This is a genomic window from Kribbella sp. NPDC049584 (assembly GCF_040675555.1).
Taxonomy (GTDB): domain Bacteria; phylum Actinomycetota; class Actinomycetes; order Propionibacteriales; family Kribbellaceae; genus Kribbella.
Map to the genome: position 1 here is coordinate 747193 of NZ_JBFAPF010000002.1, position 22893 is coordinate 770085.

17 protein-coding genes are annotated in these 22893 nt (G+C 68.8%); 9 read left to right on the forward strand and 8 right to left on the reverse strand.

All coding sequences use genetic code 11. The features are described 5' to 3' along the window. Window positions 1-47: 47 nt before the first annotated feature. The 3 genes from AB0J62_RS10300 to AB0J62_RS10310 all read right to left on the reverse strand — a co-directional run bounded on the left by AB0J62_RS10300 (window position 48) and on the right by AB0J62_RS10310 (window position 5118). Window positions 48-998: a type IV toxin-antitoxin system AbiEi family antitoxin domain-containing protein gene (locus AB0J62_RS10300; protein ID WP_363866915.1), complete on the reverse strand. Its 951-nt coding sequence runs from the start codon at window positions 996-998 to the stop codon at window positions 48-50. 230 nt (window positions 999-1228) lie between these two features. Further along, window positions 1229-2758, reverse strand: coding sequence for a fibronectin type III domain-containing protein (locus AB0J62_RS10305; protein WP_134097987.1), 1530 nt, complete (start codon window positions 2756-2758; stop codon window positions 1229-1231). A 143-nt stretch (window positions 2759-2901) separates the two neighbouring features. Next, a complete protein-coding gene (locus AB0J62_RS10310; RefSeq protein ID WP_363866918.1) occupies window positions 2902-5118 on the reverse strand; it encodes a LamG-like jellyroll fold domain-containing protein in 2217 nt (738 codons plus the stop codon). A 139-nt stretch (window positions 5119-5257) separates the two neighbouring features. Between AB0J62_RS10310 and AB0J62_RS10315 the strand changes: the two genes are divergently transcribed. Continuing rightward, complete coding sequence (locus tag AB0J62_RS10315; RefSeq protein ID WP_363866921.1) at window positions 5258-6880, forward strand: Wzz/FepE/Etk N-terminal domain-containing protein; 1623 nt, start codon at window positions 5258-5260, stop codon at window positions 6878-6880. Beyond that, window positions 6880-8172, forward strand: a complete 1293-nt coding sequence (locus tag AB0J62_RS10320; protein WP_363866924.1) for a hypothetical protein — start codon at window positions 6880-6882, stop codon at window positions 8170-8172. Before AB0J62_RS10315 ends, AB0J62_RS10320 begins: the two co-directional genes overlap by 1 nt. Here AB0J62_RS10320 and AB0J62_RS10325 read toward each other — a convergent pair. Next, a complete protein-coding gene (locus tag AB0J62_RS10325) occupies window positions 8158-9681 on the reverse strand; it encodes a right-handed parallel beta-helix repeat-containing protein (protein ID WP_363866927.1) in 1524 nt (507 codons plus the stop codon). The genes AB0J62_RS10320 and AB0J62_RS10325 overlap by 15 nt on opposite strands. 71 nt (window positions 9682-9752) lie before the next feature. Beyond that, a complete protein-coding gene (gene uxaC / locus AB0J62_RS10330) occupies window positions 9753-11156 on the reverse strand; it encodes a glucuronate isomerase (protein ID WP_363866930.1) in 1404 nt (467 codons plus the stop codon). A 292-nt stretch (window positions 11157-11448) separates the two neighbouring features. Here uxaC and AB0J62_RS10335 point away from each other — a divergent pair, with 292 nt between their 5' ends. Together AB0J62_RS10335 and AB0J62_RS10340 are read left to right on the forward strand one after the other, a co-directional pair. Further along, window positions 11449-12507: a LacI family DNA-binding transcriptional regulator gene (locus AB0J62_RS10335; RefSeq protein WP_363866933.1), complete on the forward strand. Its 1059-nt coding sequence runs from the start codon at window positions 11449-11451 to the stop codon at window positions 12505-12507. A gap of 12 nt (window positions 12508-12519) precedes the next feature. Further along, window positions 12520-13902, forward strand: coding sequence for a mannitol dehydrogenase family protein (locus AB0J62_RS10340; RefSeq protein ID WP_363866936.1), 1383 nt, complete (start codon window positions 12520-12522; stop codon window positions 13900-13902). On the opposite strand, the gene AB0J62_RS10345 is transcribed toward AB0J62_RS10340, so the two are convergent. Together AB0J62_RS10345 and AB0J62_RS10350 are read right to left on the reverse strand one after the other, a co-directional pair. Further along, entirely contained in the window at window positions 13877-15427 is a 1551-nt protein-coding gene (locus AB0J62_RS10345; protein ID WP_363866939.1) for a right-handed parallel beta-helix repeat-containing protein, read from the reverse strand. The genes AB0J62_RS10340 and AB0J62_RS10345 overlap by 26 nt on opposite strands. 150 nt (window positions 15428-15577) lie before the next feature. Further along, complete coding sequence (locus AB0J62_RS10350; protein ID WP_363866942.1) at window positions 15578-17284, reverse strand: right-handed parallel beta-helix repeat-containing protein; 1707 nt, start codon at window positions 17282-17284, stop codon at window positions 15578-15580. Window positions 17285-17354: 70 nt separating this feature from the next. On the opposite strand from AB0J62_RS10350, the gene AB0J62_RS10355 reads away from it, so the two are divergent. From AB0J62_RS10355 to AB0J62_RS10375, 5 genes are all read left to right on the forward strand, one after another. Further along, window positions 17355-18578 carry a glycosyltransferase family 4 protein gene (locus tag AB0J62_RS10355; protein ID WP_363866945.1) on the forward strand — a complete coding sequence of 408 codons (1224 nt, stop codon included), beginning with the start codon at window positions 17355-17357 and terminating at the stop codon, window positions 18576-18578. 70 nt (window positions 18579-18648) lie between these two features. Then, entirely contained in the window at window positions 18649-19092 is a 444-nt protein-coding gene (locus AB0J62_RS10360) for an adenylyltransferase/cytidyltransferase family protein (RefSeq protein WP_363866948.1), read from the forward strand. Beyond that, window positions 19089-19814 (forward strand): CDP-alcohol phosphatidyltransferase family protein, encoded by a 726-nt coding sequence (locus AB0J62_RS10365; protein ID WP_363866951.1) that lies wholly within the window; start codon window positions 19089-19091, stop codon window positions 19812-19814. Before AB0J62_RS10360 ends, AB0J62_RS10365 begins: the two co-directional genes overlap by 4 nt. After that, window positions 19814-20230, forward strand: coding sequence for an adenylyltransferase/cytidyltransferase family protein (locus AB0J62_RS10370; RefSeq protein WP_363866954.1), 417 nt, complete (start codon window positions 19814-19816; stop codon window positions 20228-20230). Before AB0J62_RS10365 ends, AB0J62_RS10370 begins: the two co-directional genes overlap by 1 nt. After that, entirely contained in the window at window positions 20230-21417 is a 1188-nt protein-coding gene (locus AB0J62_RS10375; RefSeq protein WP_363866957.1) for a glycosyltransferase, read from the forward strand. The genes AB0J62_RS10370 and AB0J62_RS10375 overlap by 1 nt, the downstream gene beginning before the upstream one ends. Window positions 21418-21462: 45 nt before the next feature. On the opposite strand, the gene nadA is transcribed toward AB0J62_RS10375, so the two are convergent. After that, window positions 21463-22644, reverse strand: coding sequence for a quinolinate synthase NadA (gene nadA, locus AB0J62_RS10380; protein WP_363866960.1), 1182 nt, complete (start codon window positions 22642-22644; stop codon window positions 21463-21465). Window positions 22645-22893: the final 249 nt, after the last annotated feature.

The window sequence follows — 22893 nt, forward strand, 5'->3', positions numbered from 1 at the left end:
GGTACGTCGCGTCACGCAGTACGACGGAGTCAGGCGGTACGGCGGGGTCAGGCGGTACGGCGGGATCGGGCGAAGGCGGCCCGGATGTCAGCGGCGGTCCGGGTCGGGCGGTCCAGGTCCGGCCACATGACGCGCACGACCTCGCGTCCGGCGGCGCGCAGTCGGTCCTCGCGGATCTTCTCGTCGACGAGTACGTCGCTCGAAGCTCCGGCGTACTTCAGTCTGCCGTCGAACTCGACGACGGTGTTGTATTCGGAGAAATCGAAATCGACACGTCCGATGATCCCGTCCCGATCGTGGTAGAGGACCTGGAGCTCCGGCGCGGGCGGGCCCTGGTTGTGCATCAGGACCCGCAGCCGAGACTCTCCGACCGACTCCGACAGGCCGTTCGCGAAGCTGAGCGCGGCCCGGGCCGTGGCGCTTCCCGGCCAGAACTCGGTGAGTCGAAGCAGTCGGTGCAGGTCGTCCCGGTCGATCCTGCCATCGCGAAGCGCCGCATCAGCGAAGATCACGCCGGACTCGAACGACGCGACGCAGGCGGATTCGACAACAGCTCTGGGCAGAGCCGTCGCGGTCAGATCTCCCACCGTTACGAGTTCGTCGGCTGTCAGAACGCCCCGGTGATAGCGGACCCCTGCGACTGGGCCGCTGTGCCTGCGTTCGTCCAGGCGACTGACGTGCACCTCTGACAGGTCGACGCCCCACAAGGGCAGTCCGTGCAGGAGCAGGGACGATTGGTGGCTGACGGCAACGGCTCCGGGGCGCATCGCGTTCATGACGGCATACACCAGGAGTCGGTGCCGAGCCAACTTCTGCTCCCAGGGAGGGAGTCGGCTCAGGTCAGCGGCTTCGGCGTACTGTCCGTAGCGCACCCGCAACCATCGTCCACCCCGGACCCGGTCCCTGATCCCGCGCGGCGTGTACCCGCAAGCGAACGCCTGCGCCCGGCTGAACACGCCACCCTGGCTTGCGGCGACCACGGCGAGCATCGGATTCATCCCGCAAGGATCAGCGATCGACGAGGTCCGGCGCATCCCCCACCCCGACACCTGTGGACAACCCCCCGGCCCTACCCCGCCGCCCACGCACGTCTCAGGGGTCAACCCCGTGGCTTGACGGTTGGACCGGAGGATTCTTCCTCCGCAACCGACAGTCCGCGGGGTTGACCCCTGAGACGTTCAACGGTGGCGGCGCGGGTGACGGCTCAGGGCCGCGCCGCGGCTGCGAGCTAAGGAATCTTTACGCTCGCGGTGGCGCCCTTCATGATGTTGCGGCCGTCGTGTACCTCGATGTGGTACGCGTACGTCGAGCCGCGCTTGAGGCCGCGATCCACCACCTGGTAGGACTTCCGCGCCTGCCAGAAGTACGACGTGTAGGCGTGCGACCCGACGTTCAGCGAACCGCGGAACACGTTGTACGTCAGCGTCAGGTTGTCCAGGTCGTACACATCGGAGTACGTCACGTAGACCCGGCCGGACGTCGTCGCGCTCAGCGTCGGCGCCTTCGGTACGGCGGGAGCCGCGCCGCCCGGCGCGTTCGTGAACCGGGTGATGCCGACCTGGAGCTTGCCGTTCACGTGCAGGAAGTCACCGCCGACCCACAGGTCGGTGGCGGTGCCGGCCATCGCCAGCGGACCGACCTTCGTGGTGCTCTTCAGGTTCGCGTCGGTGTTCGGGAACCACGGTCCGAGGTTGCCGTTGATCGCGCTCTCGACCAGCAGGTAGTGCGTCCCGCTGCCGTTGGAGAAGCCGTTGGGAGACGACGAGCAATCGTGGGCGTGGGAGCCCTTGTAGAGCCAGTTGCCGATCGCCTTGATCGCCTCGGTCGCGCCCAGGCACTTGTTCTGCCACAGCAGCTTGCCGGTCGAGACCTGCGCCGCGAGTACGCCGTCGTAGCAGCCGCCGCCGTCACCGCCGTTGGAGACGTAGACGTTGTCGCCGAGGGTGTCGATGTCCTTCACCCGCGTCGTGCAGGTGGCGGTCGGCTTCGGGATCGCCGCCGCGGCCGGGAAGTCGAAGGCCGCGCCGGTGGTGTTGTTCAGCATCGCCAGCGAGTAGTGGTCCTTGCCGTTGATCGTGCTGAACGGACCGCCGACGAACACCCGGGTGCCGTTGTCGGACACGTCGATCGCGTAGACGTCGTTGTTGGCGTTCGGGTTCCACGGCAGCAGGTCGCCCTGGATCAGCCGGACCGCGCCGAGCCGGTTGCGGACCGCCCCGTCGATCTTGCCGAACGCGCCCCCGATGAACACGCTGTTGCCGTAGATCGCCAACGCCTTCACGCGGGCCGCGACCACCGGGTCCCAGGCCTGCACGAGCTTGCCGGTGGCGACGCTGAACATCGCGATCTTGCTGCGCCGCAGGCCGTTCACCATGGTGAAGTCGCCGCCGATCACCACCCACTTGCCGTCCGGGCTGGTCGCGATGGCGTAGACCGGACCGTTCACGGTCGGCGCGAACGCGGTCGGCTTGCCGGTGGTCCGGTCGAAGGCGGCGACGTAGCTGCGGAGCGTCTCCGGCGCCTGACCCGACGCCATACCCGGCTGCCGGAGCCTGGTGAACAGACCGCCGGCGTACACGGTGTTCCCGGCGATCGCCAGCGCGTTCACGCTGTTGTTGGTCTGCCACGACGGCTGCTTGATGGCGGATACGGCGGATGCGAAGCCCGGAGTCGCCGCCTCCACCGGCGGTCCCGAGGGAATCAACGCCGCGGCCACGACAGCCGCTGCGGTGACAAGGGCCAGCACTAACTTCTTCATTTATGTCCTTCGACAGGCGGGGGCGTACAGCGCGTGCCTCATCACGCACCAGCGGCGGACATTACCGCTGTGGGAGGCCCACCGGAAGCGGGCCTCCCAGCCGCGTTATAGCTTTGTGCCAAACCTTGCAGAAAGCGGCCTTTTCACTTTGCAGCAAAGTGGGATTGGACCTGTACCGGGGTCAGCGCGTACGGGTAGACCGCCGCCTCGTCGATCCCCATTCCGGTCTGGGTCGCGCCGCCGCCGGGCCACGAGTTCGTGAGGTCGTAGCCGACCCGCCACCAGCCGTAGTACAGCGACGCCTGACCGACCAGCGAGCTGCCGCTGAGGACGCCGTCGACGTACAGCTTCATCATCCCGTTGTCGAACGTGCCGACCACGTGGTGCCACTGCCCGTCGTTCTTGCCGGACGGGCTGGTCAGCGTGCGCTGGCTGCCGTCGTTGACGCCGAAGACGATCGAGCCGTTGGTCCGCATGTACAGCATCCGGTCGTTGATCGCGCTGCTCTGGGTCTTCCCGTTGCCGAAGCCGATGATCCGGCCGCCGCGGCCGATACCGCTCTGCTTCACCCAGGCCTCGACCGTGAACTGCTGCGGGAAGCTGTCCGCCTTCTCGCCGACCATCCGGCCGGTGGTCGTGCTGGTCGTCATCGCCGTGTTGCCCGCGATTGCACCCGCGCCGCCGAGCGTCACGCCCGTGAACGTGCCGTTGTTGCTCTGACCCGAGGAGTCGACCGACGTCGTCGTACCGGCCGCTTCACCGAGCCGCCAGTACGCCTGCGGCCCGTCGGCGTTGACGATCTGGTCGTACGCCGTCGATGCGGTCGATGCGACCGTGATCGGGTCGGAGTAGTTGCCGCGGATCGTCGTACTGCCGTCGGTGACCTCGACGCGGTAGTTGGTCGACTCACCGGGCGCGGAGGACGTGTCGGTGTAGCTCAGCCATGGCCGGTACCACGGCGTGGACTTGGCCGTCCAGGTCGCGATCGTGGTGTTGCTGAAGCCCTTCAGCAGCCGGTAGGTCAGCGTGCTGTCGTCGTTGTCGACGACGGTCGGGAAGTGGATCTGCACGACGCCCGGCTGGACGCTGTAGGGGAGCAGCTTGGCCGGCTTGGCCGGTGCCGCACCCGGGGCAGCGTTGGTGAAGTGGGTCAGACCCTGCTGCGCGACCCCGTTGACGTGCAGGAAGTCGCCGCCGGCCCAGAGGTCGCTGCCGTTGGTCGCGAACGCCAGCGGACCGACGTTGGTCACGCTGTTCGGGTCCGCGTCGGTGTTCGGGTACCACGGGCCGAGCGAGCCGTCGGACAGCTTCTCGCTCAGCAGGAAGCGGTAGTCGAAGCCTTGCGGGAAGCCGCCGGCGCCCTGGTTGGCGCAGTCGTGGGCGTGGGAGCCCTTGTACAGCCAGCCGTTGACGACCTTGACCGCCTCGGTCGCGCCGAGGCACTGGTTCTTCCACTTCAGCGTGTTGGTCGCGATGTCGACCGCCCAGGTGCCGTCGAAGCAGCCGCCGCCGTCACCGCCGTTCCCGAAGTACACGGTGTCGCCGCTGGCGTCGATCGACTTCACCCGGGTCGTGCAGGACCCGTTCGGCGGCGGTACGGCGGACGCGCCGGGGAAGGGCAGTACTGCGCCGCTCACCGGGTCGAGGCTCGTCACGGTGTTCTGGTTCGTGCCGTTGACGGTGCTGAACTGGCCGCCGGCGTACACCTTGGAGGCGTCATCGGCAGCGTCGACGGCGTACACGTCGCCGTTCACGTCCGGCGCCCACGGCAGCAGCGTGCCGGTGTCGGTGGTGACCGCGGCGAGCCGATTGCGGGTGAGGTTGTTCACCAGGCCGAACGAGCCGCCGAAGTACACCGTGGTACCGGAGACAGCGATCGTCTTGACCCGGTAGGACACGGACGGCTTCCAGTTCGCGACCAGGGCGCCGGTGGCGGTGTCGAAGGCGGCGATCCGGTTCCGGGTCTGGCCGTTGACGGTGGTGAAGTCACCCCCGACGAAGATCCGCGAGCCGTCCGCGGAGGCGGCCACGGCGTAGACCTGCCCGTTCAGCACCGGGTTGAACGTGGTGACCAGTGCGCCGGTGGTCGCGTCGAACGCGGCCAGGTACGCCTGGCCGACCTCGCCGGTCCCGGCAGCGGCGCCCGGCGGCCGGACGCTGGTGAAGCGGCCTCCGGCGTACGCCTTGCCGGCGGCGACGGCGATGCCCTGGACGCTGGCGTTGGTCTGCCAGGTCGAGCTGTTGATCGCCGAGAGCGAGGCCTCGATGCTCTGCGCGGGTGGCGCGAACGCCACCACCAGCGCACCGGCGAGCAGAGTGCCCACGATCCCCAGCCGCGTGAACAGTCGTCTCTTCGTCATGCTGCGATGTCCCCCCTCGGACATAAAAGTGATAACCCCAGATTCCCCCGAGAAGAGAGTAGGGCACGGGAGGAGATGCTGTGATCACATTCCGGTGCCTATATCCTGAGGCGCTGGCGTCAACGGAGTGAGGTAGGCAATGGAACCGGGCACCGTGGTCTGGCGGGAAACCGCTCAGTCTCTGCTGCGGCAGAAGTGGCTGATCATGGGCTGCATCGTGCTCGGACTGCTCGGAGCCTCCGTGTTCGCGCTCTCCCAGACGACCCGGTGGACCGCCTCGAGCCAGCTGGTGATCGGCCCGGCGGTGCCGCCGGCGCTGGTCGGGAAGCTGTCCGACGGCGCCGACAAGACCGGCCCGCTCGGGATGGACCTGCCGGCCGAGACTCAGGCCCGCGTGATGGCCAGCCCGACGCTGCTGGCCGCCGTCGTGAAGCAGCTCGGCATGCCGACCGACGGTAAGACCATCCAGGAGCTGGCGTCGGTGACCCGGGTGAAGGCGGTCACCGACAACGCCTACCTGGTCACGACCGACGGGCCGACGGCGCAGAAGGCGGTCGAGCGGGCCAACGCGATCTCCAGCATCTACCTGGCGCAGCGCAACACCGAAGCCAAGGCTCTGCTCACCAACCTGGCCGAGCAGGCGCAGGCCAGGTCCAAGACGGCGACCCAGCAGTCCCGCAGCCTGGTCAGCCAGATCGACGAGGCGGTCGGCCGCGGCGACAACCAGACGGCGGCGGCGCTGCGCGACCAGCGGGTCGGCCTCGCGACCGAGGCCCGGCAGGCCGCGGACGACGCGGCCGCGATGCTCAAGGCGCTGTCCACGGTCGGCGCCGGGAGCCAATTGGTGACGCCGGCAACGACCGACACCGCCAGCTCGTCGCCGATCGTTGCCCGCGACATCCTCGTCGGGGGCATCCTCGGTCTGGTCCTCGGCTTCGGTCTCGCGCTGCTGCGGTCGCACCTGACGCCGTACATCCTGACCCGGGACCAGGCGGCGCGAGCGACGAGCTCGCCCGTGATCGCGGCCTCCGAGGGGCATCGGCGCCGGTTCTGGCAGCGGTCGGCCCCGGAGCTCCCGCAGTACGAGATCACCGCGCTGGGGGCCGAGGCGAGTGGTGCGCTGGCGCGTCGCGAGCTGAGCCCACGCGCGTTCGCGGGCGGCGGCCCGGGCGCACTGCTGGTGGTCTCGGCGTCCCCCACGCCGAACTCGGCCGGCATCGCGCTCGCGATGGCCGAGGCGAACGCCCGCGACGGCCGCGAGACCCTGCTGGTCCTGGCCGACATCGAGGGTACGCCGGTGCTGCCGCACCTCACCGGTCATGAAGGACTCACGGACCTGGTGATGGAGCCGGCCGCGACCCGGGCGATCCGGGCCCGCAAGCTGTTCCGCCCGGGGACGGTCGCGGACCTGTACGTCCTGCCGCCCGGCCTGAACCACGAGGAGACCGCCGAGGCGGTCGGCCCGTCGCTCGTGCCCGGCATCGTGGCGGACCTGCCGCCGGGGTACTCCGTCGTGATCCACGGCCCGGCCTCGGTCGGACGGCACGGCATCGCGCCGCTGGCCGCCGCGGTCGACGCGTCCGTGCTGGTGGTCCAGGTCGGTCTCGACAAGGAGATGGACGTCGCGCGACTGACCGGTGCGCTGCAGTTCGCGGGCGCACCGGTGCTGGGCGTCGTACTGATCGGGGCGGCGTCACAGGACGAGACGCTCGGGATCCCGCTGAACTACAAGCCGCTGGACCCGGCTCCGCCGATGCGCTGATGCAGAGCACCTACTCGCGCGCGCATCGATTGGCCCCGGCGGTGCCGGGGACGGTCGAGGGCGAGATCCAACGGCCGGCCTGGTTCTGGCTGATGCTGTGGTGCCTGTTCGTGCTCGGCGTACAGCCCTGGTCGTCGCGGGTCGCGGCGCCGCAGGGCACGACCGGGTCCACGAACAGCGTCGCGAAGGGCGTGCTGCTCGGGGTGGTCTTCCTGGTCGCGCTCGCGGCGACCAAGCCGGGGTTCCGGACCCGGGTGAATCCGGCCAGCTGGCTGTACGTGATGTACGTGCTGTTCGCGTGTGCGACCGCCTTCCTGCTGGCGGAGCCGATGGGGCCGTTGACGCGGCTGGCCCGGTTCCTGATCGGGCTGTTGTTCATCTTCCTGCTGTGGCGGCCGCTGGTCGAGGTGCCGGAGCGCTTGGTGCGGGCGCATCTGTGGGCCCACCTGTTGCTGGCGGCAACCGTCGTACTGAGCGTTGTCTACGACCCGGGGCAGGCCTGGCGGCCGCTGAGCTCGCTGGGCACCGGGTCCCGGCTGCAGGGTGTCATCATCCCGATGCTGCCGCCGCGCGTCGGTGAGGTCGGGGCGATCCTGCTCGGGTTGGCGCTGATCGGGCTGGTCTGCCGGAAGTTGTCGGTGCTGCCGGCCGTCGTGCTGATCGGGCTGGGCGGCGTCCTGATCGCCGCCAGTCGCACCCGGACGTCGGCGGCCGCGCTCGCCTTCGGGCTGGTGGTGGCGCTGATCATCACCCGCAAGACCTGGCTCGGCCGGATCGCGTGCCTCGCGGTGCCGGCGTTGCTCGGGCTCGCGTTCCTGACCATCGGGTCGCTGCACACCTGGTTGCTGCGCGGTCAGGGCACGCGGCAGATCGCCTCGCTGAGCGGCCGGACGACGAGTTGGCAGGCGGTCGTCGACGAGAAGGTGTCGACGCAGACCGCGATCATCGGCCACGGCCTCGGCAACAAACGGGTCCTGCTGACCCGCGGCGAGGGCGACGTCGACGTGATGGCGATCGACAACAGCTGGCTCGGGCTCTACTGGGAGACCGGTCTGCTGGCGGTCGCGATCGTCGCGGTCGCGCTGATCGTCGCGTGGGTCTCGGTCCTGCGCGCGCCCACGCCGTACATCCGGGCCTCCGGCGCGCTGCTGCTGGCCTATGTCACCGCCGCCTCGCTCAACGAGAGCGGCCTGTCCGACTTGTCGTCGATGACCGTGCACCTGCTGGTCGCCGCTGCCATCTGCGACGCCGACCGGATCCGGCATCGAAGACGAGTGTTAGCTGCTCACTGAGTCCTGGTCGAAGCCGGACTGCTGCCACTCGGACCAGGTCATGGTCTTCCCCCGGTACGCGAAGTGGTCGGCGCCCTGATAGCTGTTGCGGCGGAACGTGATCGCACCGGGCTGCGTGGGGGAACGCTTGTTCTCCACCACGCCGAGGGACGACGCCGCGTCGCTCATCACGACCAGGTTGCCCTCGACGAGGACGTTGCGCAGGACGTAGGTGCCTCGCGGACCGTCGCCGCGGGTGCGGGACTGGATCGACAAGGCGTTGCGGTTGTCCTTGATCAGGTTGCCGCGGACCTGTACGTCGGAGGACGTGTTGACGTTGATGCCGCCGCCGTCCCAGAGCGTGCCGCCCGACCCGCGGCCGGTGCCGAACCCGTTGTGCTCGACAACGTTCTGGTCGATGACGGCCGAGTAGCTGATCTCGTACCGGATGCCGTCGGCCGCGTTGTCCCGGATCCGGTTCCCGGTGATCCGGCGGTCGTACTCCGCGATGTCGCTCCACATGCCGATGCCGCGGTTCGCGATGATGTCGTTGCCGCTGACCTCGCCGGACGAGCGGGTGGACTTGATCCCGCCTGTCTCCCAGTCCGCGATCCAGAAGCCGTCGGTGTTGTTGCGGGTGACGAGGTTCGCGGTGATCTTCACGCCGGCCGACTTGTACTGCCCGATGCCGAGCTGGCCGTTGTCGGCGACGGTGTTGCGGCTGACGACGGTGTTGTCGCCCTCGATCACCATGATGCCGACGGCGTGGTTCCAGCGGACCTCGTTCGCGGTCACCTTCCACCCGGCGCCGGCCTGCAGCGCGCCGGCCTGCGGGCGGCTGGCGAACTGCTGAATGGTCAGGCCGGTCACCGTGACGTTGTCCGCGGATTTGTCGATCGCGGTCTGGGTCTTCGCCATCTCGATGACGTGGCCGGTGGGGTCGTCGCCCAGGTACAGGGCGTTGGCCTGGTAGTCACCGAAGAACGTGCCTGGCTTGAGCTGGCTCAGGCTCATGACGCGGGTCAGGTGGTTGCCATCCTGGAAGACCTGCTCGCCGAGCTGGCAGGGCTTGGTCTTGTTGTCCTCGCACTGCCCCTTCAGCGGATACGCAGCGGGCAGTGCGCCATGGACCGCCCAGCCGGTGCCTTCTCGCTTCCATCCGGTGAGCCGGACGGAGCCGCTGAGGACTGCGCCGGCGTTGCCGGCCAGCGTGTCGTTACTGCGGGGCTGGATCGGGCGTGCGAGCCGATGCACACCCTTGGCGAAGCAGAATGTCGTGCCCTGCGGCGCTGCGTCGATGATCGGCTGCGGATCGGTCCCTACCGGGATGTTCGTGCCGCTGCAGGGCTTCGCCGTACTCGGGCCGGTTGGTCCGAGTACGGCGGCTGCTGCGGTCGGGGGAGCGGTGGGGACGGTGACGGTCGTGGTCGCGGACGGCGCTGACTTGGGCGGCTCGGTTGTTCCCTTGCCCGAGCAACCCGACACCATCAGCAGCGTGGCACCAACGGCCACGACAACCCCACGCCTCATCCAGGTCCCTTCACACACCCGACGGTGCTGTCCCCGCCCCCGGCGAACAGATCTGCGTGAGACTACCTGCTCTAGAGGTACGTGTCCTTCGCCAGGTCGTACGCGAGTGCCTTCGCGACGGTGAACGCGTCGTCCTCGTCGAGGCGGTGCTGTACGACCAGGTTGGCGAGGTACCCGGCGTCGATCCGCCGGGCCAGGTCGTGGCGGGCCGGGATAGACAGGTACGCGCGGGTGTCGTCCACGAACCCCGACATGTTGTAGAAGCCCGCCGTCTCGGTCACGAGCTCACGAAACCGCCGCATGCCGTCGGGGCTGTCGAGGAACCACCACGGCGCACCCAACCGGACCGCCGGGTACACGCCGGCCAGCGGCGCGAGCTCCCGGGAGTAGACGGTCTCGTCGACGGTGAACAGCACGATCCGGAAGCCGTCCGCGTGCCCGAACCGCTCGAGCAGCGGCCGCAACGACCGCGTAAACTCGGTCGCCACCGGGATGTCGTGCCCCTGATCCGGTCCGTACGTCGCGAAGATCGCCGGGTCGTGATCCCGCAGTACGCCGGGATGCAGCTGCATCACCAGTCCGTCCTCGGCCGACATCACCGCCGACTGGTACAGCATGTGGCCCGCGAACGCCGCCGCGTCGTCAGCCGTCACGTCGCCCTTCAACGCACTCGCGTAGATCCGGCCCGCTTCCGCATCCGACAGCGGTACGGCGGCCGCGCTCAGGTGACCGTGGTCGGTGGCGCGCGCACCGGCCGCGACGAATGCCTGCCTCCGCTGCCGGATCGCTTTGAGGAATCCGTCGTACGTCGTGGTGTCGACGTCGGCCAATGTGCCCAGCTGGGCGATGAGTTCCGGCCAGCCGGCGCGGTCGGGATGTGCGATGGCGTCGGGGCGGAAGGTCGGGACGACGCGGCCAGGCAGGTCCGCGGCGAGCGTCGCGTGCTGGGCAACGTCGTCGGTGGCCGCGTCGGTGGTGGAGATCAGCTCGATGTTGAAGCGGTCGAGCAAGGCCCGTGGGCGGAACTCGGGCTCGGCGAGGCGTGCGGTGATCTGGTCGTACAGTTCGTCGGCGTTGTCGGCGGACGGGTGCACGGTAATACCGAGGACCTCGGCGAACTCGTGCTCGAGCCAGTAGCGGCTCGGGGTGCCGAGGAACAGGTGCCAGTTCGCGCAGAACTCACGCCAGATCTCCCGCGGCTCGGCGGTTTTCTGGCCGTCGCGGCGGGGGAGGCCGAGCTTGTCGGGTGAGACTCCCTGGGAGACCAGCATCCGGGTCACGTAGTGGTCCGGGACGACGAGCAGCTCGGCCGGGTCGCCGAACGGCGCGTCGGTGGCGAACAGCCCGATGTCGACATGCCCGTGCAGGCAGAGCAGCGGCAGGTCCTTCGTCGAAGCGTGGATCCGGCGGGCGACCGCACGCGCCTCCCCGGCCGGGAAAGCACGATCCGGATGAGGCTGCAGAGCCTTCGACATAGGTCCTCCGATGCGATGGGCTGAAACGTATCCTGCAAAGGATTGCAGTCGGAGGTTGTCAGCACAAGCAAGCGTCCAAACCCCGATCGCTTGACACAGCTTGCAACCGATTGCAGACTCAATCCGACCCTCCCCCGCCCCTCGCTTCGCTCGGGGCGGGGGAGGGAATGGGCGCAACCGGCCGTGGGCTGGGCTCGGGTCGGGCAGGTCTCGGCTCGGCTGGGCTCGGGCTCGGGCTCGGGCTCGGGTGGGTTTCGGTTCCTCGGATGGGGTTCGGTTGGCTCGGTGGGTGATGGAGGTGGGTGTGGCGGCGACTATTCGGGATGTGGCTCGGTTGGCGGGTGTGTCGCCTTCCACGGTGTCTCGGGCGTTGTCGTTGCCGGGCATGGTGAATGCGGCGACGAGAGCGCGGGTTGCAGCAGCCGTCGACCAGTTGGGCTACGAGCCGAACCGAGCGGCTCGGGGGCTGATCACCGGGCGGACCGGGACGATCGGCCTGGTCGTACCGGATCTGGCCAACCCGTTCTTTGCCGGCGTCACCAAGGGCGTGCAGGCACGCGCCCGCCGCCACGACGTCTCCGTCTTCGTCGCAGACACCGACGAGGACCCGGCAGCCGAGGCCGGACTCGTGCGTGCCCTGTCCAAGCAGGTCGACGGCGTCATCCTGTGCTCGCCCCGCGCGAGCAACGACGAACTCGCGGCGATCGCCCAGGACACCACCGTCGTCCTCGTCAACCGTGCCGCCGAGGGGATTCCGGGCGTCACCTACGACAACGAGGGCGGCATGCGCCAGGCCGTCGCCCACCTTGTTGCCCTCGGCCACCAGCGGATCGCCTGGGTCGGCGGCCCGGCCAAGTCCTGGTCCACCCAGCACCGCGGCCTCGGCCTCCGCAACGCCGCAGAGGAGCTGCGCGCGAAACTCGCCCCGGTGGGCAACTTCGCCCCGACGTACGAGGGTGGCATGGCAGCCGCCGACCAGGTCATCGCGACCGGCGCCACCGCCGTCGTCGCGTACAACGACCTCGTCGCGATCGGTCTGCTGGCCCGCCTGCACGCTCGCGGACTCTCGGTGCCGGGCGACCTGAGCGTGGTCGGCGTCGACGACATCGCGATGGCGTCGATGGCCCGACCGGCGCTGACCACGGTCCGCCTGCCGAAGCAGGAGGCCGGCCGGATCGCCGTGGAGCTGCTGCTCACGATGCTCGACGACCCGGAGAGCACCGCCGCCTCGGCCGGCGCCGACGGGGAACTGCGGGGGGAACTGCACGGAGAACTGCACGGGGAACTGCACGGGGAACTGATCGTCCGGGACAGCACCGGACCAGCACCACGAACCCAACCCTCAGATTGAAGGTGCCGTCGCTTGACCAGGCTCAGCTTCACCAACCTGCCCCTCGCGCCCGAGATCGATCCGCACGCGCTGTCGGTCGGCGTCGTCCACCTCGGCCTCGGCGCCTTCCACCGGGCCCACCAGGCGGTGGTGACCGAGCGAGCGGCGGTTGCGACCGGCGAGACTCGCTGGGGGATCGCGGGCGTCAGCCAGCGCTCCGCCACCGTCCGCGACCAGCTGGCCCCGCAGGACGGGCTGTACTCCGTCTTGGAGCGCGGCCTCGGTGATCCGACCGTCCAGGTCATCGGCAGCATCCGCGACGTACTGACCGCCCCTGAGGATCCGGACGCGGTGGTCGCGCGGATCGCGGACCCGACGGTCACCGTGGTGACGCTGACCGTCACCGAGAAGGGTTATCGCGCAACCGGCACCGGGCTGAACCTGGACGATCCGGAGATCCAGGCCGACCTGACCGGCCGTCCGCCGCGGACCGTCGTCGGCCAGCTGGCTGCCGGGATCGCGCGGCGCGAGGAGCCGCTGACGATCGTGTCCTGCGACAACCTGGTTGCCAACGGCCCGTTCCTGCGCAAGCTGGTGACCGACTATTTCGATGCCCTGGGCAAGGTTCCGGAGACGTTCGAGGCGACGAGGTTCCCGGCCAGCATGGTCGACCGGATCGTGCCCGCCACGACCGAGGACGACCGTGCCGAAGCGGCGAGACTGCTCGGCGTACGCGACGAGGCCGTCGTGGTCGCGGAACCCTTCCTGCAATGGGTGATCGAGAACGACTTCGCCGGCGACCGTCCGGCCTGGGAGCAGGGTGGCGCCGTCCTCACTGCGGACGTCGCGCCGTGGGAGCAGGCGAAGCTGCGGATGCTGAACGCCACCCACTCGATGCTCGCCTACCTCGGCGCACTGCGCGGCTATGAGACGATCGCCGAGGCGGTCCGCGACGAGGAGCTGTCCCGCTTGTCGCGGGCGCTGATGACCGACGACGTCGTACCGACCCTGACCCCTCCCGACGGACTCGACCTCGCGGCGTACGGCGCGAGCGTGCTGGAGCGGTTCGCGAATCCGGCGCTGAAGCACCGGACCCGCCAAGTCGCGATGGACGGCTCGGTCAAGCTGCCGGTCCGCATGCTCGGCACCGTCCGCGACCGTCTGGCCGCCGGCGCCGAGCCGCGCACGATCTCGCTCGCCGTCGCCGCCTGGATGGTCTACGTACTGCGGACGCCGGATCTCGACGACCCGCAGTCCGACAAGCTCAAGGCCGCGGTCGCGGGCGTCTCCGAGCCGGCCGAGGTGGTCGACGCACTGCTAGCCGTGGACTCCGTGTTCACGCTCGACCTACGCGACTCAGCGGTGTTCCGCGAGTTGCTGGTCGAGCACGTCAGCTCTCTGCTGGCAGGATCGTGAGCACACCGGTCGCGTCCAGGATCGCCTTGCCGATGGTGAACGCGCTCGCGGTGTCCTGACCGGTCGCGCGCCACTGCTGCGCGGTGTACCACTGACCGGTCTTCTGGAACCTTTCCGCGGCGAGGCTGTCCAGGATGTACACGTTGTCGTTCAGGCTGACCTCGCCCGCCGGGATCGCCGCGCCGGAGTTCTGCACCATGCCGGTCGCGGTGGTCCCGCCGCGCATCGTCACCTGGTTTCCGGAGACAACGATGTCGCGGAGCACGTTGGTGCCCCACGGGCCGGAGCCGCGGGTGCGGGACTGGATCGAGATGCCGTTGACGTTGTTCGCGACCACGTTGTCCCGGACCTGGACGTTCGACGAGGTGTTGATGTTGATCCCGCCGCCGTCCCACAACGACGTACCCGAACCGCGGCCGGTGCCGAAGCCGTTGCCGCTGATCGAGTTGTCCGCGATCACGCCGTTGCGGCCGATCTCGTAGCGGATCCCGTCGGCGGCGTTGTCGATGATCTGGTTGTTGCTGAACGTGCGGCTGTCGTCGTACGCGTCGCTCCACAGCCCGATGCCGCGGTTGTCCTGGATCAGGTTGCCGGTCACCGATCCGCCGTTCGACCAGGTCGTCTTCACGCCGCCGGACTCCCAGTCGGCGATCCAGAAGCCGTCGGTGTTGTTGTCGCTGATGTCGTTGGCCGAGATCGTGCCTTTCAGCGTGCTGTACTGCCCGACGCCGAGCTGCCCGTTGTCGTGGATCCAGTTCTTCTCGAGTACGGCGCTGTCCGCGTTCTGGAGCATCGCGCCGATCGCGTGGTTCCAGCGGATCTCGTTCGCGTACACGTGCCAGCCGAGGCCCAGCACGACCGCTCCGCCCTGCGGGGGAGTGGCGAAGTGCTCGACGGTCAGACCGCGCACGGTGACGTTGTTCCCGCCGGGTTCGATCGCGGTCGGCGTACTCGACATCTCCACGGCGTGCCCGACCGGGATGTCAGCGAGGTAGATCGCATTGGCGGCGTAGTCGGCGTAGAAGGTGCCGCGGGCAACCTTGTCGCGCGAGGCCACCCGGGTCAGATGTTTGCCGTCGTAGAACACCTGCTCGCCCAGGTAGCAGATATTGGCCTTGTTGTCCTCGCACTGGCCGGTCTGCGGGTACGCCGGCGGCAGTGCGCCGGTAGTCACCCAGGCGCCGTTGGACAGCGCCCACTTGGTCAGCCGCACGGATCCGGTGAGTACGGCGCCGTCGTCGCTCGCGAGCACCTGGTCGGCCTTGGGATGGATTGTCTCGGTGATCCGGTGCAGCCCGGACGCGAAGCAGAACGTCGTACCGGACGGCCAGTCGTCGACGACCTGGGCGGCATTGTCCGTGGTCTTGATGGTGACCCCGCTGCAGGCTGGCGCCAGTGACGGTCCGGTGCGGAACGTCCCGTCCGCGGGCGGTGTGGCGGGTGTCGTGGCAGCCTGCGAGGGCAGGGGGCCAGGGGCAACCAGACTGGTGCTGATCGCAACTATTGCCAGAACTGCTCTCTTCATAGCGGAGCCTCCGGTGGCACAGGTGAGCCCTGAGCGCACCCCCCATGGCGCGGCTTCGCTTTGCAGATTACCCCTACATCACGTAGTCATGGCAATACGTAGCGCACAACTATGTTGCGGTGAGCAAGCGATCAGTTCGCGAGGCCGTGCTCAATTTGCGAGGAAGGTGCCGACGGCATCGAGCCCCGCCGACTGCCAGCCGGCCGCGGTGAGCTTCGCGCCGAACCGGCTGAACCGCTGCGTGCCGAGGTCGTCCAGCACGTACTTGTTGCCGCTGAAAACGACTTCACCGGCCGGTACTGCGGCGCCGGCGTTCTGGACCATGCCGGTCGCCTGGGTGCCGGCGGTCATCTCGATCGTGTTCCCGGTGACCTGTACGTCGCGGAGCAGGTACGTCCCCCACGGGCCGCTGCCACGCGTCCGGGACTGGATCGCGATGCCGTTGACGTTGCCCGAGACCTTGTTGCCCTTGATCGTGATGCCGGACGACGTGTTGATGTTGATCCCGCCGCCGTCCCACAGCGACGTACCCGAGCCGCGGCCGGTGCCGAAGCCGTTACCGGTCACCGTGTTGCCCTCGATCGTGCCGTTGCGGCTGATCTCGTAGCGGATGCCGTCCGCGGCGTTGCCGGCGATCTGGTTGCCGCTGATCACCCGGCCGTCGTCGGCGACGTCGGCCCACATCCCGACGCCCTTGTTGGACTTGATCACGTTGCCGCTGACCGTGCCGGACGAGCGGGTGGACTTGATGCCGCCGGACTCCCAGTCGGCGATCCAGAAGCCGTCGGTGTTGTTCGAGCTGATGATGTTGCGGGTGACGGCCGCCGCGGCCGAGCTGTACTGGCCGAGGCCGAGCTGGCCGTTGTGGTGGATCAGGTTCTTGTCGACCTTGGCGCTGTTGGCCTTCACCAGCATCACGCCGACCGCGTGGTTCCAGCGGACGTCGTTGGCGGTGACCTTCCAGCCGGGACCCGAGACCAGCGCACCCGCCTGCGGCGCGCTGGCGAAGTGCTCGATGGTCAGGCCGCGGACCACGACCCCGGTCGCGTTCGACTCGATCGCGGTCGCCGTCTTCGACATCTCCACGGCGTGGCCGACCGGGTTGCTGCCGAGGTAGATCGCGTTCGCGCCGTAGTCCGCGTAGAACGTGCCGGCCTTGACCGCCGACACGCCGGCCACCCGGGTCAGGTGAACGTCGTCGAGGAACAGTTGCTCCCGCAGGTAGCAGATGTTCGCCTTGTTGTCCTCGCACTCACCACTCTTGCCGTACGCCGCCGGCAGCGCGCCCCGCACCACCCAGGCCGACCCGGACTTGGTCCACCCGGTCAGCGGGACCGATCCGGTCAGGACGGCGCGCTTGGAGCTCGCGAGCACCTGGTTCGCCTTCGGGCGGATCGTCGAGCTGATCCGGTGCAGGCCGGCCGCGAAGCAGAACGTCGTACCGGCGGGCTTGGAGTTCACGATCGACTGGGCGTCGTCGCCGGGCTCGATCACCGTGCCCACACACGGACCGGCGACGGCCGGGCCCGCCTCGTCCGAGTCAACGGTGGGGGTCGTGGGGAGCTTGGGCTCGACCGGCTCGGTCGGAGTGGTCGTCGGCTTCTTGGTCGGCGTCGTCGACGCGCCCGGCTTCTTCGAGGGCGCCGCGGTGCTGTGGGTGGCCTTCGGCTGTGGCTTGCCGGGAGTCGTGGTCGTCTTTCCCGGCCGGTTCGAGGGCAACACCCGGGACGCGGCCTGCTCCGCGGTCACGGACCTGGCCGCGGTCGTTGCCTTGTTCTCGTTGGCGATCACGGGCAGCGCGACTGTAACGACGGCCAGCGCAGCAGCGATAAGCGCTGCGAACCACAACTTCCTCAATGCACTCTCCTGGGAGCGGGAAACCAGGTGTAGCCGTCTGCGTGACGAGGCCGGGACTTAAGGTAGTGCCATGCGGGTCGCCATGTTGCACAACCGTTACCGGACCGGTCAACCCAGTGGCGAGAACACCGTTGTCGCGCAAACGGTTGATTTATTGCGTAACTCAGGACATGAGATCGACCTCTACGCCCGAAACAGCGACGACATCGCGCAGTTGAGCCGGAAAGATCGCGCACTGTTACCGTTTCGCTCCGTTTGGTCATTTTCGGCGGAACGCGATTTAACACTTCTATTGCAAGCGCAGCGGCCCGATCTGGTGCACGTTCACAACACTTTTCCGTTGTTCAGCGCCTCGGTGCTGCGGGCGGCGTACCGCTTGGACCTTCCCGTGGTCGCGACCTTGCACAACTTCCGGCTGCTCTGCGCGAACGCGGTGCTGCAGCGCGACGGGGCGCCGTGCGAGTCGTGCGTCGGCAAGCTTCCGCTGGCCGCGGTGCGGCATGGTTGCTACCGCGAATCCCGCGTGCAGACGTTGCCGCTGGCGGCGAGCATCGGCGTCCACAACACGCTGCACACCTGGCAGCGGTACGTCGACACCTTCGTCGTGCCGTCCGGGTTCGTCCGCGATCGGTACGCCGCGGCCGGCTTCGACCCCGAGCAGTTCGAGGTGAAGCCGCACGCCGTGCCGCACTCCGGTGAGGTGCGTAGCGGAGCGGGGGATGGTGTGGTGTTCCTCGGGCGGCTGAGCGAGGACAAGGGGTTCGCGGATCTGCTGCAGGCGTGGGACTCCTCGCTCGGGAAGCTGATCGTGGTCGGCGACGGTCCGCTGCGGGCCGCGGCCGACGAACGGGCCAGAAAAGACCTGTCTGTTCAGGTGCTTGGTCAACGACCGTGGGCAGAGTGCATGGAACTGCTGCGATCCGCGCGCGTCGCCGTCGTACCGGCACGTTCGTATGAGAGCTTCGGACTCGTGGTGGTAGAGGCTTTCGCGCACGGTGTTCCGGTGGTCGCTTCCCGGCTCGGGGCGCTCGCGGAGCTGGTTGACGACGGAGAAACCGGTGCATTGACCGTGCCCGGTGATTCCGAGGGATTGCGCAAGGCGATCGGGTTGGTGGCTGATCCCCGGACTTCGATAGCCTTCGGCGAACGAGCCCGGCAGGTGTACCTGGATCGCTTCACTCCGGAGCGTGACCTGGTGGCCACGGAGAGGATTTATACCGATGCGATCGCCCGGCACGCCGACAGCGGCCGGACGCGTCGAGGATCCTGGGCGCGCCGTGCCGGACAGGTATAAAGTCACGCGGGACGCAGGGGGCGGCGTCGCGCCGGAAAGATCGCAGGAATTCGTGTTGGGGGATGGCAGTTTGGGCAACGGGATCAGCCGGCCGCGGATCGGCTGTGTGGCCGGGGTCTTCGACCTGTTCCACGTCGGGCATGTCGACGTGCTCGAGCGGGCGCGCCGGCACAGCGATCGGCTGGTGGTGGCAGTGCTGTCCGACGAGTGGGCGATGGCGGCCTGGGGCGCGCAGCCGTTCGTGCCGCTGCTCGAGCGGGCGCAGATCCTCGAGCACCTGCGGTGCGTCGACGAAGTAGTTGCCGTGGACGACGTGCGGTCCGAGTGGCTGACCGGCGTACTGGGGGTACATACCGTGTTCGCTGCCACTGGCACCGACGGAGTGCTGGGCGTTGACGAGCTGGACGGGATTCCGCCCGCGCTGATCACCGTCCTGCCGGCCGGCCGGGGCTCTCGCAGCCCGATCCTGCGCGCCGCGATCGACCAGCGGCAGTCACGCAGTTCGGTCGCATGAGCGGGTTGCGGGATACGGTCGCGCAGCTGTCCCAGGCGCAGAAGCCGTCGGCCGGTACTCCGGCGTACTCGCGGTTCGTGAATCGGCGGATCGGGCGCGTGTTCGCGGCGGCCGCGTTCCTCGGGCGGCGGACGCCGAACCAGGTCAGCCTGGCTTCGGGGTTCTGCTCGCTGGTGGGAATCGTGCTGGTGGCAACGGTTCGGCCGTCGTTCCTGCTGGCGCTGGTCGTGACGCTGCTGCTCGTGCTCGGCTACGGGCTGGACTCCGCGGACGGTCAGCTGGCCCGGTTGCGCGGTGGCGGGTCGCCGCTGGGCGAGTGGCTCGACCACATGATCGACGCCGTCAAGATCGTGCTGCTGCACAGCGCCGTACTGATCTCGTTCTACCGATTCGATGCCTTTGACAACGAGTTGGTCCTGCTCGTCCCGCTCGCCTACGTCTGTCTGTCGTCGGTGCTGTTCTTCGGGCTGATCCTGATCGACCAGCTGCGGCGGCGCCACGGCGCAGCGGCGAAACCCAACCAGCGCGGCGATTCGGTGATCAAGTCGTTGCTCATCGCACCGACCGACTACGGCGTGCTGTGCCTGGTGTTCCTGGCGTTCGGCACACCGTCGCTGTTCGTCGTGCTGTACGGCGCTCTGCTCGTGCTGAACCTGCTCTTCCTCGCGGGCGCCGTCGCGAAGTGGTACCGGGAGATGGCGGCCATGGGGGTGCGGGCCTGATGGCGCTCGTCGGGTATGCCCCCGGTGTCTACGACATGTTCCACATCGGGCATCTGAACATCCTGCGTCGCGCCCGCGAGCACTGCGACCACCTGATCGCCGGTGTGGTCGAGGACGACGTCGTAGCCCGGATCAAGGGCCGTCCGCCGGTGGTTCCGCACCAGGAGCGGATGGACGTCATTCGAGCGCTCGACCTCGTCGACGAGGTGGTCAGCGACTGGTCGAGCGACAAGTTCGAGATGTGGAAACAACTGCGCTACGACGTTCTCTTCAAGGGCGATGACTGGAAGGGAACGGAAAAGGGGAAGAGACTGGAGAGGCTGCTGGGTGAGGTCGGCGCACAGGTGCACTATTTCCCGTACACCGCCTCCACCTCGAGCACCGATCTGCGCAGGCTTCTGGAGGGGATGAGCTGATGCCGGGCCGGCCGAAGGTACTGCTCAGCGCGTACGCCTGCCGGCCGACCGGCGGGTCCGAGCCGGGCGCGGGATGGGCGTGGGCGAAGGCGGCCGCGCGGGACCACGACGTGTGGTTGCTGACCCGCGGCAAGTTCCTCCACGAGATCGACGCGGAGCTCGCGGTCCGGCCGGTGCCCGGGCTGACCGTCGTACCGCTGGAGATGCCGCGGTGGATCCTGCGCCTGCGGCGCCGGCCGTCGGACGTGTACTGGTACTACCCGTTGTGGCAGGGCCTGGCCCGGCGTACGGCGCGACGCCTGCACGCCGAGCAGTCGTTCGATGTGATCCATCATCTGACCTTCGCCGTGGACTGGATGGGCGCCGGCGTGGTGGAGGAGTCGTCGGCGAAGGTGATCTGGGGACCGGTCGGCGGATCGACCACCGCGCCGCTGGCGATGGCGCACTGGCTCGGCCCGCGCGGCGTCGTGGGAGAGCTGGTACGCCGTGCGTACACCGGACTGCGCCGCCGGCTGACCGGGCGGCGGATGGCGCAGACCGCCGACCTGATGGTTGCTCAGAACAACGACGTGGCGGAGGCGTTCCGGCCGTACGCGAAGGAGATCGTCGTCCAGCCGAATGTGGCGATCCGGCGCTTCACCGCCTCCGGTCCGTACGAGCCGTTCGGTGCCGCCGGCATCAAAACCGCGCTGTTCGTCGGCCGGTTGATCCCGTGGAAGGGCGTACTGCTCGCGGTCAGTGCGCTGGCCCGTCCCGAGGCGGCCAACTGGGAGCTCCGCATCATCGGCGACGGTCCGGACTGGGGACGCGCCGAAGGGCTGGCGTGGCAGCTCGGCGTGCGCGATCGGGTGGAGTTCATGGGTGCGCTGCCGCGGGAGGACGTGCTGGCGGCGATGTTCCGCGCTGACGCACTCATCGCCCCTGCGCTCCGGGAGGCTGCCGGCTGGGCAGTCACCGAGGCGCTGGCTTCAGGCTGTCCCGTGGTCTGCGTCGATCGCGGCGGGCCGGCGGTCATCGTCGGCCCGGACGAGGGCGTGAGTGTGCCGTGGCAGGGCGACGTCGTCGGCGGGCTGGCCAAGGGCCTGGCGTCGCTCCGCGGCCGGATCACGCCGGTCGATCGCTGGGGGCCCGACCGGCTCCCCGAGATCCTCGCCGAGTGGTACGCACCGGCCCGCGTCTCGCACTGAGACTTCTCGGCGTGCCGGCGAGCCGCGGCTCGGTGCCCTCGGCTACTAGTCGCGGGCCGTCTTGCCGGGCAGGGCGAGCATCCGGTCGAGGGCCAGCTTCGCGTACTTCTCCGTCTCGGCGTCGACCTTGATCGGGTTGACCACGTGGCCGGCGACCAGGTTCTCGAGCGCCCAGACGAAGTGCGGCAGGTCGATGCGGTTCATCGTGGCGCAGTAGCAGACCGTCTTGTCGAGGAACACGATGTTCTTGTCGGTGTGCTGCTTCGCCAGTCGCTGCACGAGGTTCAGCTCGGTGCCGACGGCCCACGACGTACCGGGCTCGGCGGTCTCCAGGGTCTGGATGATGTACTCCGTCGACCCGACCAGATCGGCCTTCGTGACGACCTCGTGGCGGCACTCGGGGTGGACGATCACGTTCACGCCAGGGACGCGCGAACGGACGTCGTCGACCGACTCCGCGGTGAAGCGGCCGTGCACCGAGCAGTGCCCGCGCCACAGGATCATCTTCGCCGCGGCCAGCTGCTCGCGGGTCAGCCCGCCGCCCGGCTTGTGCGGGTCGTACACGACGCAGTCGTCGAGGCTCAGGCCCAGCTGGAGTACGGCGGTGTTGCGGCCGAGGTGCTGGTCGGGCAGGAAGAGCACCTTCTCGCCCTTGTCGAAGGCCCAGCCCAGCGCGGTTTCCGCGTTGCTCGACGTACACACGACGCCGCCGTTGCGGCCGCAGAACGCCTTGATGTCCGCGGACGAGTTCATGTAGGTGACCGGCACGGTGACGTCCGCGACGCCGGCGTCGGCGAGCGCGTCCCACGCCGCCTCCACCTGCAGGATGCGCGCCATGTCGGCCATCGAGCAACCGGCTGCCAGGTCCGGCAGGATCACGGTCTGCCGGTCGTTGGTGAGGATGTCGGCGGACTCGGCCATGAAGTGCACACCGCAGAACACGATGTACGGCGCGTCCGGCCGGTTTGCGGCGTCCCGTGCGAGCTTGAACGAGTCACCGGTGACGTCCGCGAACTGGATCACCTCGTCGCGCTGGTAGTGGTGCCCGAGCACGAACACCTGGTCGCCCAGCGCCGCCTTCGCCTTCAGCGCCCGCTCGACCAGGTCCGGGTCGGAGGCCGGCGGAAGCGCTCCCGGGCACTCGACGCCACGCTCGGAGTGCGGGTCCGTGTTCTGCCCCAGGAACAGCAACGGAAGGGCCTTCGAGCCGTCTGCGATCGTCGTCACGCCAGCCATCGTTGCACGCCGACCGCCCACGACCGCGTGGTGCGCCTCACTGCCCAGAGTGTGAAATCAGTACCCTCCCAATGTGAAGAGCGCCGATCCCCCGGACGTCCCTGTCGCCGGTCAGGTTTCGCCGGAGGTGCCGGTTGCTGGTGGGGTTTCGCCGGAGGTGCCGGTTGCTGGTGGGGTTTCGCCGGAGGTGCCGGTTGCTGGTGGGGTTTCGCCGGAGGTGCCGGTTGCTGGTGGGGTTTC

Excerpts from the sequence above, each read along its gene's own strand:
- AB0J62_RS10300 (WP_363866915.1), bottom strand. The coding sequence starts at position 998 with ATGAATCCGATGCTCGCCGTGGTCGCCGCAAGCCAGGGTGGCGTGTTC.
- AB0J62_RS10305 (WP_134097987.1), bottom strand. The coding sequence starts at position 2,758 with ATGAAGAAGTTAGTGCTGGCCCTTGTCACCGCAGCGGCTGTCGTGGCC.
- AB0J62_RS10310 (WP_363866918.1), bottom strand. The coding sequence starts at position 5,118 with ATGACGAAGAGACGACTGTTCACGCGGCTGGGGATCGTGGGCACTCTG.
- AB0J62_RS10315 (WP_363866921.1), top strand. The coding sequence starts at position 5,258 with ATGGAACCGGGCACCGTGGTCTGGCGGGAAACCGCTCAGTCTCTGCTG.
- AB0J62_RS10320 (WP_363866924.1), top strand. The coding sequence starts at position 6,880 with ATGCAGAGCACCTACTCGCGCGCGCATCGATTGGCCCCGGCGGTGCCG.
- AB0J62_RS10325 (WP_363866927.1), bottom strand. The coding sequence starts at position 9,681 with ATGAGGCGTGGGGTTGTCGTGGCCGTTGGTGCCACGCTGCTGATGGTG.
- uxaC (WP_363866930.1), bottom strand. The coding sequence starts at position 11,156 with ATGTCGAAGGCTCTGCAGCCTCATCCGGATCGTGCTTTCCCGGCCGGG.
- AB0J62_RS10335 (WP_363866933.1), top strand. The coding sequence starts at position 11,449 with ATGGAGGTGGGTGTGGCGGCGACTATTCGGGATGTGGCTCGGTTGGCG.
- AB0J62_RS10345 (WP_363866939.1), bottom strand. The coding sequence starts at position 15,427 with ATGAAGAGAGCAGTTCTGGCAATAGTTGCGATCAGCACCAGTCTGGTT.
- AB0J62_RS10355 (WP_363866945.1), top strand. The coding sequence starts at position 17,355 with ATGCGGGTCGCCATGTTGCACAACCGTTACCGGACCGGTCAACCCAGT.
- AB0J62_RS10365 (WP_363866951.1), top strand. The coding sequence starts at position 19,089 with ATGAGCGGGTTGCGGGATACGGTCGCGCAGCTGTCCCAGGCGCAGAAG.
- AB0J62_RS10370 (WP_363866954.1), top strand. The coding sequence starts at position 19,814 with ATGGCGCTCGTCGGGTATGCCCCCGGTGTCTACGACATGTTCCACATC.
- AB0J62_RS10375 (WP_363866957.1), top strand. The coding sequence starts at position 20,230 with ATGCCGGGCCGGCCGAAGGTACTGCTCAGCGCGTACGCCTGCCGGCCG.